Source organism: Fuscovulum sp., assembly GCA_035192965.1.
GTDB lineage: Bacteria > Pseudomonadota > Alphaproteobacteria > Rhodobacterales > Rhodobacteraceae > Paragemmobacter.
In genome coordinates this window covers 2,861,235-2,877,608 of record CP136571.1, presented here as the reverse complement: position 1 = coordinate 2,877,608, position 16,374 = coordinate 2,861,235, and the positions used below count along the sequence as shown (strand labels likewise).

Annotated in this window: 10 protein-coding genes; 2 read left to right on the top strand and 8 right to left on the bottom strand. The window is 60.3% G+C overall.

The window, feature by feature from the left end:
• Positions 1-213 precede the first annotated feature (213 nt).
• Positions 214-1,086: a DUF1837 domain-containing protein gene (locus RSE12_14075; GenBank protein ID WRH61500.1), complete on the top strand. Its 873-nt coding sequence runs from the start codon at positions 214-216 to the stop codon at positions 1,084-1,086.
• Positions 1,073-4,582, top strand: coding sequence for a DEAD/DEAH box helicase (locus tag RSE12_14070; GenBank protein WRH61499.1), 3,510 nt, complete (start codon positions 1,073-1,075; stop codon positions 4,580-4,582). The genes RSE12_14075 and RSE12_14070 overlap by 14 nt, the downstream gene beginning before the upstream one ends.
• A gap of 249 nt (positions 4,583-4,831) precedes the next feature.
• Here the strand turns inward: RSE12_14070 and RSE12_14065 are convergent, their stop codons facing one another.
• The 8 genes from RSE12_14065 to RSE12_14030 form a co-directional block, all read right to left on the bottom strand.
• The gene (locus RSE12_14065; protein WRH61498.1) at positions 4,832-5,137 is read right to left on the bottom strand and encodes a hypothetical protein; all 306 of its coding nucleotides are present in this window, start codon (positions 5,135-5,137) and stop codon (positions 4,832-4,834) included.
• Positions 5,138-5,197: 60 nt separating this feature from the next.
• Positions 5,198-6,310 (bottom strand): sn-glycerol-3-phosphate ABC transporter ATP-binding protein UgpC, encoded by a 1,113-nt coding sequence (gene ugpC / locus RSE12_14060; protein ID WRH61497.1) that lies wholly within the window; start codon positions 6,308-6,310, stop codon positions 5,198-5,200.
• A gap of 10 nt (positions 6,311-6,320) precedes the next feature.
• Positions 6,321-7,250: an ABC transporter permease subunit gene (locus RSE12_14055; GenBank protein WRH61496.1), complete on the bottom strand. Its 930-nt coding sequence runs from the start codon at positions 7,248-7,250 to the stop codon at positions 6,321-6,323.
• Positions 7,251-7,259: 9 nt separating this feature from the next.
• Positions 7,260-8,141 (bottom strand): ABC transporter permease subunit, encoded by an 882-nt coding sequence (locus RSE12_14050; GenBank protein WRH61495.1) that lies wholly within the window; start codon positions 8,139-8,141, stop codon positions 7,260-7,262.
• A gap of 61 nt (positions 8,142-8,202) precedes the next feature.
• Complete coding sequence (locus RSE12_14045) at positions 8,203-9,528, bottom strand: extracellular solute-binding protein (protein WRH61494.1); 1,326 nt, start codon at positions 9,526-9,528, stop codon at positions 8,203-8,205.
• A 185-nt stretch (positions 9,529-9,713) separates the two neighbouring features.
• Positions 9,714-10,517: a phosphodiesterase gene (locus RSE12_14040; protein WRH61493.1), complete on the bottom strand. Its 804-nt coding sequence runs from the start codon at positions 10,515-10,517 to the stop codon at positions 9,714-9,716.
• On the bottom strand, positions 10,514-11,332 hold the full coding sequence (locus RSE12_14035) for a sugar phosphate isomerase/epimerase family protein (GenBank protein WRH61492.1): 819 nt from the start codon (positions 11,330-11,332) through the stop codon (positions 10,514-10,516). The genes RSE12_14040 and RSE12_14035 overlap by 4 nt, the downstream gene beginning before the upstream one ends.
• 273 nt (positions 11,333-11,605) lie before the next feature.
• The gene (locus RSE12_14030) at positions 11,606-15,184 is read right to left on the bottom strand and encodes a calcium-binding protein (protein ID WRH61491.1); all 3,579 of its coding nucleotides are present in this window, start codon (positions 15,182-15,184) and stop codon (positions 11,606-11,608) included.
• Between the last annotated feature and the right edge of the window lie 1,190 nt (positions 15,185-16,374).

Here is a 16,374-nt window from a genome sequence, read left to right as displayed (position 1 = left end):
AATACAGGCGGAAGGTGGAATTGAAGGTCGAAAGTCAGTTCCTGGAAGGAAAAACAAGGGGTTGGGAGAGTTTGCCGAACGCGCCGGGTGGGGAGTGGATCAACGCAGGTCAACATCTGCGCCGATGGTTTGATCGGGGGCCGCGCATGAAGTAACGGGGGACTTTCTGCTCGGGACGGCGTTGGTGGCCAGCGGACGCATCGGAAGTTACATTTGCAGGATCTTGGCGCAAAGCAGCCGCTACAGCTTGTGCGGGCGGTCGTTGTGGTCAAACTTTACAGCGCGATGGCAAAGGCGGATTGCATGGGACTGTACAAGAGATGGTGCGATGCCACCAAAGAGAAGAATTTGCGCAAGCACTACTGGGTCTATGTCGAGAAAGATACGGGTCGAGATGAAATTCGCGATGAGCTCGCCACGACCATTCGCTCGCACTACGATCGACTTGAACGTATCGCTGAAGACGTTGATCGGCTTGGCTTCAAGGTTGCCGCCAGTATCCTGAAGGAGGCCATGCCCCAGACTACAAAGGGCCGCTCCGGCGACCTCGGCGAGATTCTCGCGACCGAACTGGTCGAGGAAGAGATCGGCCTGCGCGTGCCGGTGCGCCGCCTCCGCTACAAGGACGGCCGCAACATGGCCATGCGTGGCGACGACTTCATCGGTGCCGGATACGATGGGGCTGGCGAGAAGCTCTGGCTCCTAAAGGGCGAAGCCAAAAGCAATAAGGTGCTCGGCAAGGCCACGGTCACGAGCGCGCGCAAGGTGCTGAACCGAGATAACGGCCGTTGCACACCAGATTCGTTGCTGTTCGTCGCAAACCGCCTGCTGGAAAGCGACAACCCGGACGACAACACACTGGGCCGCAGCCTGCGTGACGAGGTGGGCCTGAAGTCTCTTCGCTCGGATCGCATCGACCACATGCTCTTCACCGTATCGGGCAACGGTCCCCACGCCTCGCTGAAGGATGATCTCGATGCGACAGGGACCAACCGTGACCACTACGTCGTGAACGTCCACGTCGAAGACCACCAGGACTTCATTGCGGCCATGTATCAAGAGGCGGAAGACCTTGGAGACGATTGACGAACTGACAGAATTTTTGGCAACCGCTACCGCCGACGGTATCCTCGGCCGTCTTCTCTATCGCGGTGCTGCCTGGTCGCTTATGCGCGAGGAAGGCGTTCTGCCGCCAAATGCGCCACCCCTCGGTACGACCATCGAAACCGATCTTGCAGAACACGGCTTTGCCCTGCTTAGGGGGGCGATGGCACTGCGTGCCCAGGCTGGCTCTTCGGAGCTTACCAGAAAGGCGTTCGAGCGAGGGGCCAATGCTTTTGAAGCCTTGGTGCGCAACGGCGACCCAAAGGCACCCGACCGCGGCTTCCGTCGAATGATCGCCGCTGCAGGCTACCATTTGGCCGGTTTTTCGGCGGTTGCCTATTCGCTCTTCAACGAGGCGGCAGGTGACCTCAACGCCACGCCGGGTGAAACAGCGATCCGACACCTCATACTGCGCGATCTCGGGCAAATGCGTGGTTTCGTTCGCGAATGGCTCGACGACGACGGTCATTCCGATGGTCAAATCGCCGAGGCGCTGCGAGGGGAAGAACCAGACGTCGACGAGGTGATTGCGACAATCCTAAACACAACGATTTGTCGCGCTCTGGCCCATTTTGACTTCGCTCTCGAGACTGGTGAGCCCGAACCGTTCGAGACCGCACAGGCATTGCTCGCCACCGCGGTCAAGCTGGCGGACAATGCGGAGAATGTGCCGCTTTGGTGGATTTCGAACCTCTGCCGCCATCTGATCGACGACCTCTGGCAGCATTCGCTGCATCAGACGCTGCCGACCGAGCCACCTGAGGGAACAGAAGAGAAGTACCCAGATCTGCGGCGTCTGTTCATCTCGTCGCTATTCGCCCGCAAGACATCCGAGGTGGAGCTATGGCCATCACAGCGTGAAGCTGCGCGGCGTTCGACCAATGTCACCGATGATCTGGTTGTAGCCTTGCCCACCAGTGCTGGCAAAACGCGGGTGGCTGAAATCGCCGCATTGATGACCTTGTCATCGGCTCGGAGGGTGTTGATCGTTACGCCATTGCGCGCCCTGTCCGCCCAGACCGAGCGTTCTTTCAGAAAAACCTTCGCGCCGCTCGGTTTCAGCGTTTCCTCGCTTTATGGTGCTAGCGGCCTCTCGGCTGGCGACGAAGACGCTCTTCGCACACGTGAGATCATCATTGCAACGCCCGAGAAGCTCGACTTTGCGTTGAGGGGCGATCCGTCGGTGATTGATGATGTCGGCCTAATCGTCCTTGACGAAGGCCATATGATTGGCCCGAGCGAGCGCGAAATTCGCTACGAGACGCTGGTGCAACGTCTCATTCGGCGCGCTGATGCGGACGAGCGTCGAATTGTCTGTCTTTCCGCGATTCTGCCCAGCGGCAACGAGTTGGACGATCTCACCGCATGGATTCGCTCGGACGAACCGGGCGAGCCTGTGCGCTCTGACTGGCGTCCCACGCGGCAGCGTTTCGGCACACTATCCTGGCGGGGAAAAGACGGGCTGCTCCGCCTCGATCTCGACGATGATGGCCCATTTCTCGACAAGTTCGTCATCGAGAAAGCGGCGCTTGGGAGGGAGAAGAAGCCTTATCCTAGAAAGAACTCGCACCTTGCCTTGTTCGCGGCGTGGGAGTTCGCAAGCCAGGGCAAGCGGACTCTAATCTTCTCGACCCAGGCCAATTGGGTCGAGAGCTACGGCAAACAAGTCGTGGATCTTTGCAAGCGTGGCTATCTGGAGTCGCTGCTGGAAGACGAAGCGTCGATTGCGCGTGCCCTAGAGGTGGGCAAGGAATGGTTGGGCGAGGACCATCCCGCCGTCGCCTGCTTAAAGGCAGGCGTCGCCATCCACCATGGCCGTCTGCCGAGCCCGTTCCTGCGTGAGCTGGAAGCCCTCCTGTCCGAGGGGGCGCTGAAAGTCATCGTCGCGTCGCCGACCTTGTCGCAAGGCCTTAACCTGAACGCCGCAGTCTTGTTGGTGCCTGCGTTGTATCGGGCGTCTGAGAGAATTAAGGGCGAGGAGTTCGCGAACGTCGCTGGCCGCGCCGGGCGTGCCTTTGTGGACGTTGAAGGCCTCATTGTGCACGTCATGTTCGACAAGATCGATTGGCGCAGGACGGAGTGGCGAGAACTAGTCGCCTCCGCCAAGGCCCGCACGTTGAAAAGCGGCCTTATCCAGATCGTCGCCGAGATTCTTGATCGCTTATCGCGGGAAGGCGTTCTGGATCGCGACGATGCTTGGGAGTATCTCGCCAATGCCCGCGAAGCATGGAGATCGCCGAAGGAAGAAGCTGCACTCGCCGAGCGCCTGGCTGCAGGCGTAGAGTACGACACCGATGTGGATGGCGACGATGGCGATGAGGGCGGCGGCGGCGAAGACGAAAGCGATGATGAGGAGCCGCTATCGCAAATCGTCGAGCGCCTCGACGCGACCGTGTTCGGCTTGATCGAAGCGCTGGATGCCGATCGAGCTGACCTGCCGAAGCTGTTGGATGAGGCGCTCAAAGGATCGCTTTGGGCGCGTCAGATCGCCCGTGAAGATGAGGACGTCGCCCCACTACATAAAAAAGTGCTTGAAGCGAGGGCCGATCTCATTTGGAAAACCACCACTGCGCAAGCTCGGCGCGGGCATTTTGCCATGGGCGTTGGGCTTGAGGCTGGCTTATCAATCGACGCAATGGCCGACGAGTTGGCTGCACTGCTCGACCGTGCTGATGAGGCGTCTTTGAGCGGTGATGTCGACGAGCTTGTCGATGCGCTCGGGGGCCTGGGGGAGCGCCTACTGTTCATGCGGCCGTTCATCCCCGATCAGGCGAACGGGCTCCCAGCCAACTGGAAAGTCATCCTCCGGAGTTGGGTTTCTGGCGAGGATGTCGCCAAGATTGGGCCGCATAACATGCGCGCGGTCGAGGAGGCCTTTACCTATCGTCTGGTCTGGGCGCTAGAAGCCGTCCGCACCCGCCGAATGTCACTCGGCTGGTCGCCGGACACGGTTGCGGGTGGTGCTGCTGGATCGGTTGAAACTGGCGTCCCGCAGTTCATGATGGCGATGCTGATCCGCGCGGGCCTGCCGTCTCGGCGTGGGGCTATGGCCGCGATCGAGGACGCCAAACCGATCTTCGTTACGCCCGCCGAGATGCGCGCCTGGCTCGAATCTGACGAGATTACGGCCTACACAGACGCGGGTGACTGGCCGACCCCTGACACCGCTGCGTTATGGGCACGCTTTCGTACCGAGGCCCTCAGCGGAGGTATCCAGAAGTGGTCAATCCAACACTACAAACGTCTGCTCGATGTCGCCACCGCACCTCCTGCCGGTCTTTATCGGGTTATCACCGACGATGGCGATGGGCGCACTTGGCTAACAACGCCTGACTATCAAAGAGTCGCCCCATTCAAAAAGTCGGCAGTTGATCCCAAGCCCAGCCTTTTCTCGGGTCGATTGCCAGGCAATAGCAGGCTTGTGGAAGTCTTGCGCATCGGTCGCGGACAACTGCGTTGGCCGACAGCCGACCTGTAGAAGGGGACTAGGGCGTGGTTTGCGATCTTAACGGACGTATCGCGGGTGTGTAATGTGGTGATGCTCTATCGAGATTGATGAGCATTGCTGGTCAACGTCTGGTCAACCCACGAATGCGTTCCGGAGCGCACGTCAATCCGCCCAAATCCGGCGGAAAACGTTGAGAACTCTCAGAAGACCACGCTATTCCAAAGGCTTGTCAGCTAAGCTTCTGAAATGTAAGGAACCCTGAAAATCGATTGGTTCGGCTCATAACCTGAAGGCCGCAGGTTCAAATCCTGCCCCCGCAACCACCTTCACCGAACTAAACTCAATACCACCCACACGCCCAGCACCCGCTGGGCCTTTTGCATTTTGGGCGAGCCCCACAAGCGCTGTCAGCGCCCCGTCCAAAACCACAACTGCTTGCCCATCTTCCCAGCGCACTGCCACGCGCTCGATCAGGCTACGGATCACCTCGCGGGCAGGCTGAGCAATGGCTGGATCAGCTAGCGTGATCGCCAGCTCGGTGACCTTGCGCCGGTAGAGCTCGGACAGGTTGGGGTTCAACCGCACCGGTGCCGGGGCAGGGGTGCTGAGCGCTGTGTCAATGGCCTGACCGAATGGTGCGGCATTTCAGTAGGCTTGCACGCCATGTGTTGCGCTCTTTGCGGCCCTGGCCTCGATCCTTTTGCCGCTGGCTCCGTCAAAGAGGTGGGCGTGTTGCAGGTCAAGGGACAGACCGGTGACTGCGCCCACGTCCAGGCGGGTGCGGGTTTCGGTGATCAGGCTGAACGGGATGTCCTCGACGCGCAGGTTCCATAGCCGGGCGGCGCCGAGATCTTCGACGATTTCGAGCCGGGCGTCGATCATGCCGTGTCCGGGCGGGCACAGAGAGACATGTTCAGGACGGATGCCAAGCTGGACGAGTTGGCCGTCCGCGGCCTCGTGCTGGGCAGGCAGCGGGATGACGGTACCGCTTTCGAGAACCATGGCGCGGCGGGCGGCGCTGTAATGGCCGGGAAGGAAGTTCATGGCAGGGCTGCCGATGAAGCCCGCGACATAGAGAGACGCGGGGCGGTCGTAGATTTCGGCGGGGGTGCCGACCTGTTCGATGGTGCCTTTGTTCATCACCACCAGACGGTCGGCAAGGGTCATGCCTTCGTGCTGATCATGGGTGACGAAGACGGAGGTGGCCTTGATCTGGTTGTGGATGCGGCGGATTTCGTGGCGCATCTGGACGCGGAGTTTGGCGTCGAGGTTCGACAGCGGTTCATCGAAGAGAAAAACTTTGGGTTCCCGGATGATCGCGCGGGCCATGGCGACGCGTTGACGCTGACCGCCAGAGAGTTGCCCGGGCTTGCGTTCCAGAAAATCCCCCAATCCAACCGAATGCGCTGTCGCCGCCACCCGGGCCAGACGTTCGGCCTTTGGCGTGCCTGCCACCTTCAGCGCGTAGCCGATGTTTTCGGCCACGGTCATGTGCGGGTAAAGCGCGTAGTTCTGAAACACCATCGCGCAGCCGCGCTGGCGTGGTTCAAGCTGGTTCACGACCTGTCCGCCGATGGAAATTTCACCTGCGGTGATCTCTTCTAGACCCGCGATGAGGCGCAGAAGCGTGGATTTGCCGCAACCCGAGGGGCCGAGGATCACCACGAATTCGCCGTTATGGATATCGAGGTTAACCCCTTCCATGATCGTGGTCTTGCCATAGGACTTGGTCACGTTGCGGATGGCGATCTCGGCCATGGGTGCCCCCTTATTTGTCGGTGTTGATCAGGCCGCGCACGAACCAGCGCTGCATGAGGATGACGATGGCGATAGGGGGAAGCATCACGACCAGCGTGGCCGCCATTGCGAGGTGCCAGGTGGGCGTGCCGCCCCCGGTGGTTAGCTGGTCGGGGACAAGGTCGGAAAGCTGCACCACGACCATCCCGTAATTCGCCCGATCAGTGACCACCAGAAGCGGCCAGAGATATTGGTTCCAGGCATAGACGAACATGATCGTCGCCAAGGCCGCGATGTTGGTTTTCGAGAGCGGGATCAGCACATCCCAGAGGAACCGCATGGGCCCTGCTCCATCCATCCGCGCGGCCTCGACCAGTTCATCGGGGATGGTCAGGAAGAATTGACGGTACAAAAACGTGCCGGTGGCGGTGGCGACGAGGGGCAGGATCAACCCGGTGTAGGAGTTGAGCAGGTTCCATTCCAGCGCCACTTCGACCCCAGACAGGGTGTTGATTAGCCAGGTTATGCCGGTCCAGTCCATGATCGTCTGGAACGGGGTCAGCGCGTTGGCGGCGACGGCATAGGTGGGAACGATCCGCACCTCGAGGGGCAGCATCAGGGTGATGAAGATCATCCAGAAGATCAGCATCCGACCGCGAAAGTTGAAGAACACCAGTGCAAATGCGGTGATGCAGGCGAGGGTGATCTTGCCGATGACGACCCCGGTGGCCACGATCAGCGTGTTCACGAATTTGGGTCCGAAATCCGATGCGGCCCAGGCTTCGCGCAGGTTCACCCAAAGCTGATCGCCCGGCCAGAACTCTACCGGGGCGGAATTGACCGCTTGCAGGGTCTGGGTTGCCGCGACAAAGGCCAGCCAGATCGGCACGAGAATGACGATCAGGCCAAAGACGAGGATCACATGGGTCGCGATGTTCAGAAGTGGCGTGCGTCCGATCATGGCGACCCCTCAGGTGTAATGCACGCGCCGCTCGACATAGCGGAACTGAACGAAGGTCAGCGCCATGACGAGAAGCATCAGGATGATGGATTGGGCGGCGGCACCGGAGTAATCGAGCCCCTGAAACCCGTCGCGATAGATCTTGTAGACCATCAGGTCTGTTGACCGAAACGGGCCGCCGCCGGTCAGCGTGTCGACGATCCCGAAACTGTCGGTGAAGCTGTCGGTGATGTTGATGACCAGAAGGAAAAAGAAGGTGGGCGTCAGCAGGGGTAGTTGCAGGTCCATCATCCGGCGCAGGGGACGCGCGCCATCCATCGCCGCTGCCTCGGTCAGGCTGCGGGGGATGGATTGCAGGGCGGCGAGGAAGAAGACGAAACTATAGGCGACCTGTTTCCATGCGCCTGCAACGACGATGGCGGTGACGGCCTGCCAAGGGTATTTCGACAGGTCCCACCAGCCGGGTGCGATGGTGTTGATATAGCTGAAGATGCCAGCGCCGGGGTTGAAGACGAACTGGAACGCCAGGCCCACGGCAGGTGCTGCCACGGCATAGGGCCAGATGATCGCGACGCGATAGGCCTTGTAACCCGCAAGCTGGCGGTCGACGAAGATCGCCAGAGTCAGCGCCATGGTCATCGCGAGCACTGTCGTGGCCAGCGCGTAGATGATCGAGACCCGGACCGAACCCCAGTAATAGGGGTCTGACAGCACCTTGCTGAAATTGTCGAACCCGACCCAGGTATTGCCGCCGCCCCAAGGCTGTTCCAGCGTGAAGGCCCAGTAAAGGGCTTGTGCCGAAGGCCAGTAGAAGAAGACGAAGATGATCAAAAGTTGCGGGGCCAGAAGGGCGGCCGCGATCCAGCTGAACTTGAAATAGGCGCGGCGCATGGCGTCCCCCGGAAAAGGAAAAGGGCGCGGCCTGTGCAGCCGCGCCCCCGGTGATCAAGGCTTAGGGGAAGGATTTGCCTTCATAGGTCTGGGCAAAGCGAGCCAGTTGCTCGTTCCCACGCGACACGGCGGTATCCAGCGCCTCTTTCATCGTTTTCTGACCAGCGAGGGCAGCTTCAACCTCGGCGGTCCATTCCGCGCGGATTTGGATCATGCCACCCAGGCGGATGCCGCGGGTCAGCTCGGTCGGGTCGGTCCAGGTCAGCGACTTCATCGCGATATCGCGGTTGATGAAGGGCTCTTTGGCGTAGAAGCCTTCGGCCAGCAGCGCATCGTAGGTCGATTTGGTGACCGGGATGTAGCCGGTGTTTTCCAGCAGGAACTGCTGTTCTTCCTTGGTGGCGAGGAAGGCCAGATAGGAGGCGGCGGCCTTGTATTCCTCGTCGGTCTTGCCCGAAAGCACCCAGAGCGAAGCACCACCGACGACGGTGTTGTGACGTTCCACACCTTCATAGGTCGGGATGATCTGCACGTCCCAGCCAAAGGCGGGGGTCAGTTTGTGGATCGTGTTATGGTCGGCGATCGATGAGAAGAACACCGCGCATTCACCTTCGACAAAGCTGTCGCGCGCGGTCTTGCCAGCGGCTTGCGTGCGCAGGGTGGCATAGCCATCCGTCAGCCAGCGCTGGATGTTTTCCATGTGCTTGAGGTGCAGGGTGGTGTTGAACAGAAGTTCGGTATCAAGCCCGTCATAGCCGTTGTTGTTCGACGCCACGGGGATGTTGTGGGCCATCGAGAACTGCTCGAGGTCGATCCAGGAGGACGGGGCATAGGCCAGACCACAGGCCGCACCGGATTCCTTGACCTTCACGAGGGCGGCTTCCAGGCCTTCCCAGGTGACCGGTGCTTCGGTGATCCCGGCCTTGGCGAAGATGTCCTTGTTGAAATAATAGACCGGGGTGGAGGAGTTCCACGGCATCGAGAAGAATTCGCCCGACTTGGACGAATAGTAGTTGGCGATCCCCGGGAAGTAGTCGGCCCAGTCGACCGTCACGCCGGTATCGGCCATCAGCTTGGTGACCGGGTAGAATTCGCCCGACAGCATCAGGTCGGCGGTGCCAGCGTCAAAGGATTGCAGCAGCGTCGGGTGCTTGCCGGCGCGGAAGGCGGCGATGGTGTTCTGGACAGCCTTTTCATAACCGTCCTGACCAACGCAGACGGCCTCGAATTCGGCCTGGCTTGCGTTGAAGCGATTGCAGGTTTCCAGCACGACGGCGCCAAGATCGCCGGTCAGGCCGTACCAGTATTCGAACTTGATCTTCTCGGCAGAGGCCGAACCGGCGGTGGCAGCCAGCACCAGCGCGGCAGCAGCAAGTTTCTGGGTCATCTTCTTGTCTCCGTGTTGGGGCTGCCACGGCGGGCAGCGCGGCGCCGTTATCCGGCGATTCGGTAACGAATTGGCGACGACGCGTGAAAAAAACATTTTAAAACAATAGCTTGACGCAAAACTTATTTGCCGCGCGGAAGGGGCTTCCGTGCGGTGCCAAAGTCTGGAATTGCAATCGCCCGGGCCTAGTGGAACAGGCCCGGCGCAAGGGTCAGGTGGCGTTGCGAATGGTCCTGGAAATGCATGGTGACGCCATTGGGCGACGCCAGAACCACCGCCATCTGTGCCGGACCTTCAAGCTGCTGTTGCCGCCCCGGAACGCCGGGGACATGCGGGCTGACCGAGTAATGCGATCCTGCCAGCGTCGCCATCGGGATGCCGCGCCAGACCGCCGCACTGGGCAGATGGACATGCCCGGCGATGACAAGGCGCACATCGGGATGCCGCTGAAGCGCGGCGACATAGGCCTCAGTGTTTTCAAGGATGATCTCGTCCACGGGCAGTGACAGCGGGTTGGCGTGGTGGTGCTGGACCACGATGACCGGGCTGTCCTGTGCCTCGCTCAAGCGCGCATCAAGCCAATCAAGCCTTCCTTGGCAAAGCCGCCCGCCGACGAGACCCGGCTCTGTCGTATCCAGAAGGATGATCCGGTGGCCGCCTGCATCGATCACTTGGGAAACCCGGCCCTGCGGATCGTCTTGGTCTGCGCCGAAGACAGACAGGAACGCCGCACGGTCATCGTGGTTGCCCAGCGTGATGTGGACCGGCATCGGGAGCGGGGCCAGACGGTCGCGCAGATGCAGATAAGCCGCCACCTCGCCCTGATCGGCAAGATCCCCCGCCAGAAGGACGAAGGCAGCATCGGCATGGTCGCGGAGGATGACATCCACCGCTTCGGCAAGCCGCGCCCCGGTGTCCAGACCGTTGACCGGGATGCCCGGGGGTCCAAGGTGCAGGTCTGACAGGACGATAAACTTTAGCGCGGTCATTCGGCGAGGCCCATGGATTTCAGCAACTGCGCCGAGGGGATCACCCCCGCCTTGTCACGCAGTTCCAGGATCAGGCGCGGATTGGCTCCGGTCTGGGCAATGGCCGCAAAGACCGATTGCCACAGGATCGTGCCATGACCGATCTGCCAGTGCCGGTCGGCGAAACCGTCGGCGTCTTGCAGGTGGATGTGCCCCAAACGGGTTCCGGCGGCGCGGATGTAGAAATCCACCGGGGGCGCACCCGTCGAGACATGGGCGTAATGCGCGTGCCCGGTGTCAACCGACAGTTCCAGCGCCTGCCAGCCCAAAGCCTCGCACAGGACGGCGCGGTCGGTGGGCTCTATGTCTTCGATGTTTTCCAGAACGAAGGTCACGCCCATGTCTTCGGCCCGGGCCAAGGCAGCGCCCAGTGTCGCGCGTGCGGCTGACAGCATCCGGTCGGTGTCGGTCGGGTAAAGGCCGCGGTGGTTGTAGCCCCAGGTGGTGAAGGGCGAATGGATCACGACATGCGTGCCATTGACCGCGGCGCAGACATTTAGGGCCTGATCCATCCGCCGCGCCACAATTCGGCGCACCTCAGGATCGTAGGAGGCGATGGTGAAGCCCCAGAAGGGCCCATGAATGCCCCGGCGACCTGTATGCCCGTCGAGCAGATGGTTCACTTCATCCGCCAAGCCAGACCAATCGCCATCCAACACCTCGGCATCGACGAAGTGTTGCAGTTCCAGATCGCGCGGGGCTTCACGCAGCCAGTTTACATGGGCGGCAAGGCTGGCACGGCAAAGGGCGGCGCCAAGGATCGGAAGGGCGGTCATCGGGGGGATCCTGTATTGTTGACAGGCGAAGGCTAGCCGGGCCTGACGACAGAAAAGTTCGACTTCGGTAAAAGATTGACGAAGGATCTACGAAACTGACAGGGGCCGCCTTGGGCGGGGCGGGGCGGGGGCGAGCGTTCGTCGCAGGCGCGGCTTCTTTACGTTCTGACCCTGCTAAAGGAACCGAAACCTGACCCCTGGTTTGTTGTGCGGTCTGGCAAAGGAAACGGGCCCCGCGGTGAGGCGGGGCCCGGTCTGATGGTGGGGGAAGTGTCAGAGGACCAGGAAATCAGCGGCACTGATGCCGTCAATGTTCCGGTTCAGGGTGGCAAAGTGCACAGCTGCCTCGCCGCCTTCGCCGTCGGCGTCGTAGAACAGTCGCCCGGTTTGGGAGTCGTATACCAGCCGTGTCGACGCCTGTGTCGCGGCGCCCGATTTGTTCACCTCGAACGCATCCTCACTGAGCGGCCCGTTCCCGAGAGCGGTGAAGATGCTGCTGAGCAGGACGAATGTGTCGTCGGCGGCGACAAAGTCGGTGATGCGGTCAACCTCGGCCCCCCCGATGTTGCTGTCGAAGATAAAGCTGTCTGCCCCGGCACCGCCGGTAAGCGTATCCGCCCCGCTGCCACCGTTCAGTTTGTCATCGCCCGCGCCGCCCGACAGACGGTCAGACCCCGTGCCGCCGTCTAGGGCGTCATGTCCATCGCCGCCAAACAGGACATCGTTGCCGCCCAGACCCGAGAGTGTGTCATCCCCACCGAGACCGCGCAGAACGTTCGCGCCAGCATTTCCGGTGATGGACTGAGTCACATCGTTGCCGATCAGATTCATTGCCGCCGTGCTTCTTGAGTCGAGAGCAGCCAGCACTTCGATCTCCTGCGCCGCCATCAGCATGAAACTCGATACGCCGGTCACAAGCAGCGTGTCTTGTGTGCCCTGACCCACAGTTTCGCTGACCCAGTCCGTCTGCGAGTCAACGATGTAAGTGTCATTGCCCGTCCCACCGGTCAGCCGGTCCGAACCGGCGCCACCATCGAGGTGGTCGGCCCCGTCTCCTCCGAACAGCGAGTCGTCACCGCCAAGGCCATAAAGGCTGTCGTCCCCGTCAAGACCGCGCAGGACGTTCACGCCGGCATTGCCGGTGATGGACTGACCAAGCTCGTTGCCGGTCAAATTCATCGCCGCCGTGTCGTCTTGATCAAATGCGGCGAGCGACTCGATGGACTGCGACGCAAGCAAGGCAAAACTGGCCAACCCGGCCACAAGCACCTTATCCAACGTCCCTTCATCGGCGCGCTCGATGACCCGGTCCGTCAATTCGTCAACGTGATAGGTGTCATTGCCCGTGCCGCCGAGCATCCGATCAGAACCGGCACCACCGATCAACTCGTCATCTCCCGCCCCACCGAAGAGCGTGTCGGAACCGGTTCCGCCGTCGAGACTGTCGTGCCCATCAAGCCCGTTCAGGGTATCATCACCCGCCATGCCGTTCAGAGCGTTTGCGCCCGCATTGCCGATGATGGCCTGCGCAAGCTCGTTGCCGGTCAGGTCTATCCGGTTGACCCCGGAGTTGAAGGTTGTGCTGAGTTCTTCGACGTGAACACCTGCGCGCAGCGTGTAGCTGGTCGATGCAAACACGCGGTCTTTGGTGCCTTCATTTGCGGCTTCGATCACAAGATCATCGGCGTGGTCCACATAGAACCGGTCATTCCCCGCGCCACCCTGAAGGTAGTCCCGTCCGGCACCGCCTTTGAGCAAGTCATCGCCTGCGCCGCCGATCAGGCTGTCATCGCCTGACCCGCCGTCCAGACTGTCATTTCCTGCGCCGCCATCCAGCGTATCATTGCCACCCAGACCGACCAGCGTGTCATTGCCGATATCGCCGGTCAGACTGTCTGCCGTCGCATCGTTGCCGGTGACCACTTGATCAGATGCCGGCGCAAAGATGAAATTGTCCGAGGTCAGACGTTCCGGCGGGAAATTGTGAAGTCGGATGACGAAGGGCACGCCACCGATTGTCAGGGTGATGGTGGTGATGTTGGGGCCGTCGGCGACGCCCGGAGTGTAGGTGGTGTTTGCCAACACCGCCGCCAGATTGGTGATACCCAGCGCCGACAGGTCGATCTTGTCACCATCGAGCGCCGAGAAATCCGTGATCGTATTCTCGCCACCGGTGGTTATGGCAAAGACATCCGCACCCGCGCCGCCCGTCAGGATGTTCGTGTCGGCGCCACCATTCAGCGTGTCATTGCCATCGCCGCCGATCAGGCTGTCATTGCCTGCGCCGCCGTCGAGGCTGTCATTGTCGGCATCGCCGTTCAGTGTATCGTCGCCACCAATGCCTTGCAGGGTGTCGCTGCCCACGCCGCCAATCAGGCTGTCATTGCCTGCGCCGCCGTCGAGGCTGTCATTGTCGGCATCGCCGTTCAGGGTATCGTCGCCACCCATGCCTTGCAGCGTGTCATTGCCTGCACGACCAAGTAAGCTGTCGTTGTCCGCGCCGCCGTCAAGGCTGTCTTCGCCATCGCCGCCAAAGAGCGTGTCAGCGCCCGCCCCCCCGTAAAGGCTGTCATTGCCGGTAAAGCCATTCAGCCAGTCGTTGCCATCATCGCCGTTGACGGTGTCATCGCCATCACCACCGACCAGGGTGTCGTTGCCGCCCCCCCCAGACACGCTGTTGTTTCCTGCGTCGCCTTGCATTCGATCAGCACTGTCATGGCCAATCAGCGTGTCATTTCCGGCACCGCCATATGCAGCGGCCGATCCGCCTAACACAGTGAGCAGGTCATCGCCACCTTCACCGAAGAGTAAGTCAAAGCCACCTTTCGCTTGCAGCGTGTCATTGCCCAAACCGCCAAAGAGCGTTTCCGGATCGTTGGAGGTGCCTGTGATCAGATCATCGGTCGCGACCGTGCTGAGCAGCAAATGCGGCTCAAGATCTGACACGGTTCCGTTGACATTCAGTCCCGTCAACTCACCGTTGAGCCAAATATTCATCAAGGTTCGACCGTTAATCGTCCGCGCAAGAAGTCTGAAGGTCTCGACGTCGGAAAACCCCATACTCGACAGATCGATCCTGTCGCCATCAGCGGCCGAGAAATCGTTGATCGCGGCAAGGGCGCCCCGGCTTAGGACATAGGTGTCGGCACCTGCGCCGCCGGTCAGAGTGTTGAAGCCTGCACCGCCATCCAGCGTGTCATTGCCCTCGCCGCCGATCAGGCTGTCATCGCCCGCGCCGCCGTCCAATGTGTCATTTCCCGCGCCGCCATCCAGCGTATCGGGGCCGCCCAGACCGCGGATCGTGTCATTGCCCACACCGCCCGTCAGACTGTCTGCCGTCGCATCACCGCCGGTGGTCAGCTGGTTGGGGTTCGGTGCAAAGACGAAATTCGCCGCCGTCAGATTTGACGGATCGAAGTTGTTAAGCCGGATGACCGTCAGCACCCCCCCGATCGTCAGGCTGATTTCGGCATTTCCGTTGTTATAGGTGGTGTTTGCCAGCACCGTCGCCAGATCGAGGAAGCCCAGATGCGAGAGGTTTATCCTGTCCCCTTGGGCTGGGGTGAAGTCCAGGATTGTGTTCTGGCCACCGGGGCTGATGGAAAAGACGTCAGCACCTGCACCACCGGTCAATTCGTTGCTGCCTTCACCGCCATCCAGCGTGTCATTGCCCTCGCCGCCATCCAGCGTGTCATTGCCCGTGCCGCCGTCAAGGCTGTCGTTTCCCCAGCCACCGATCAGGCTGTCATCGCCAGCGCCACCATCGAGGCTGTCATTGGCGTTGAGGCCATCCAGCGTGTCGTTGCCATCGAGACCCCGTATCGTGTCGTCTTGGGCAAAGGGTAGCCCCATCCCCATCCCCATTACGGGGGTATCCCCCCTCAGAGAATCATTTCCGGCAGTACCCACGATCAAAGTCATGACTTCCCCACTTATTAAAACTAGTTAATCCCGCGAGCGGCAGGACTAAACGGTTACCGGCTGTTGATTGCCGCGGGTGTAACGTTCTGTCAAGCAATGGCGGACTGGAAATTTCGTATAGTTTTGAAAATGATTAACGAGCTGTCTGGGTGACGTTTTTCAATTTTGGATTGTGATGTCTAGTTGATTTCAATTGGAAATCTACAGTCGAGGGAGGGGCTGATAATTTCCCCTCTCACTATTATTTCGAGCGTGACTTTGGGGTCTTGATTGCGATGAGTAATCTTGCTTTCGTTGACGGGAGCAAGATGGGATTGCCCGCTTACCAACGTCTCCGAGCACGTGGCGACGAGCCGGAAGGTGGTTGTGGTGGATCGCTCAGCACGCATCTGGGCCGGATCGGGCGGTTTTCGGGCCGTTTGAGCGGTATGATCCCTGATCTTGCTGTGTGTGGTGTCGAAGTTTGCCGTTGTGTGTCAGTCCTCAGGAGACCGTGACAGCACGTGAAGAGTACGGCAGCAAGCAGGACTTTTTGTCATTGCTTCTATGCTGGGAACCAGGAAAATCGGCCTGAAGCACTATTAGGTTGCCTGCAATTTTGATTGGCAAATCGTGGTGAAGAATCTCTTGCCGATGCGTTGACTTTGATCTGTCCACAATGCAACTGCACCTGTGAGGCTGGGCTGAATTCATGCATGTCTGGGCGATATGGGAGCGGGTTAGGGGCATCGTTTGGCTGTTAATCATATCTATTTAAACTATGAATATTTGTGGCTTGGTCGTTGGGAAGTTTTTAGATTACTTTCGTGGAACTGAGGGGTTCACAACGTTGACACCCAAATTTTAATTAAGATTAAGTTTCCTCTACCCTTCGGCAAGGGGAGCATTATGACCTGCGCCTTCCTTTGGCGCCGTGGGAAGAGGTACCTTAGACGACCCTGCACCTTGCATGTGGGACTGTGGCTTGGGCTTCCGATAACGGGCGAGCCTGAGGGGGCCGCTTGCAACGGCTGTCAACCTTTGGTCACGGACAAGGTCAATGCCCTGCGCGCGGCGGTATTGTCCCGGACGACGAGCCGCTTCAGCGAAGGTGATCGCCGGATCGGCGCAGGCCAACTTTG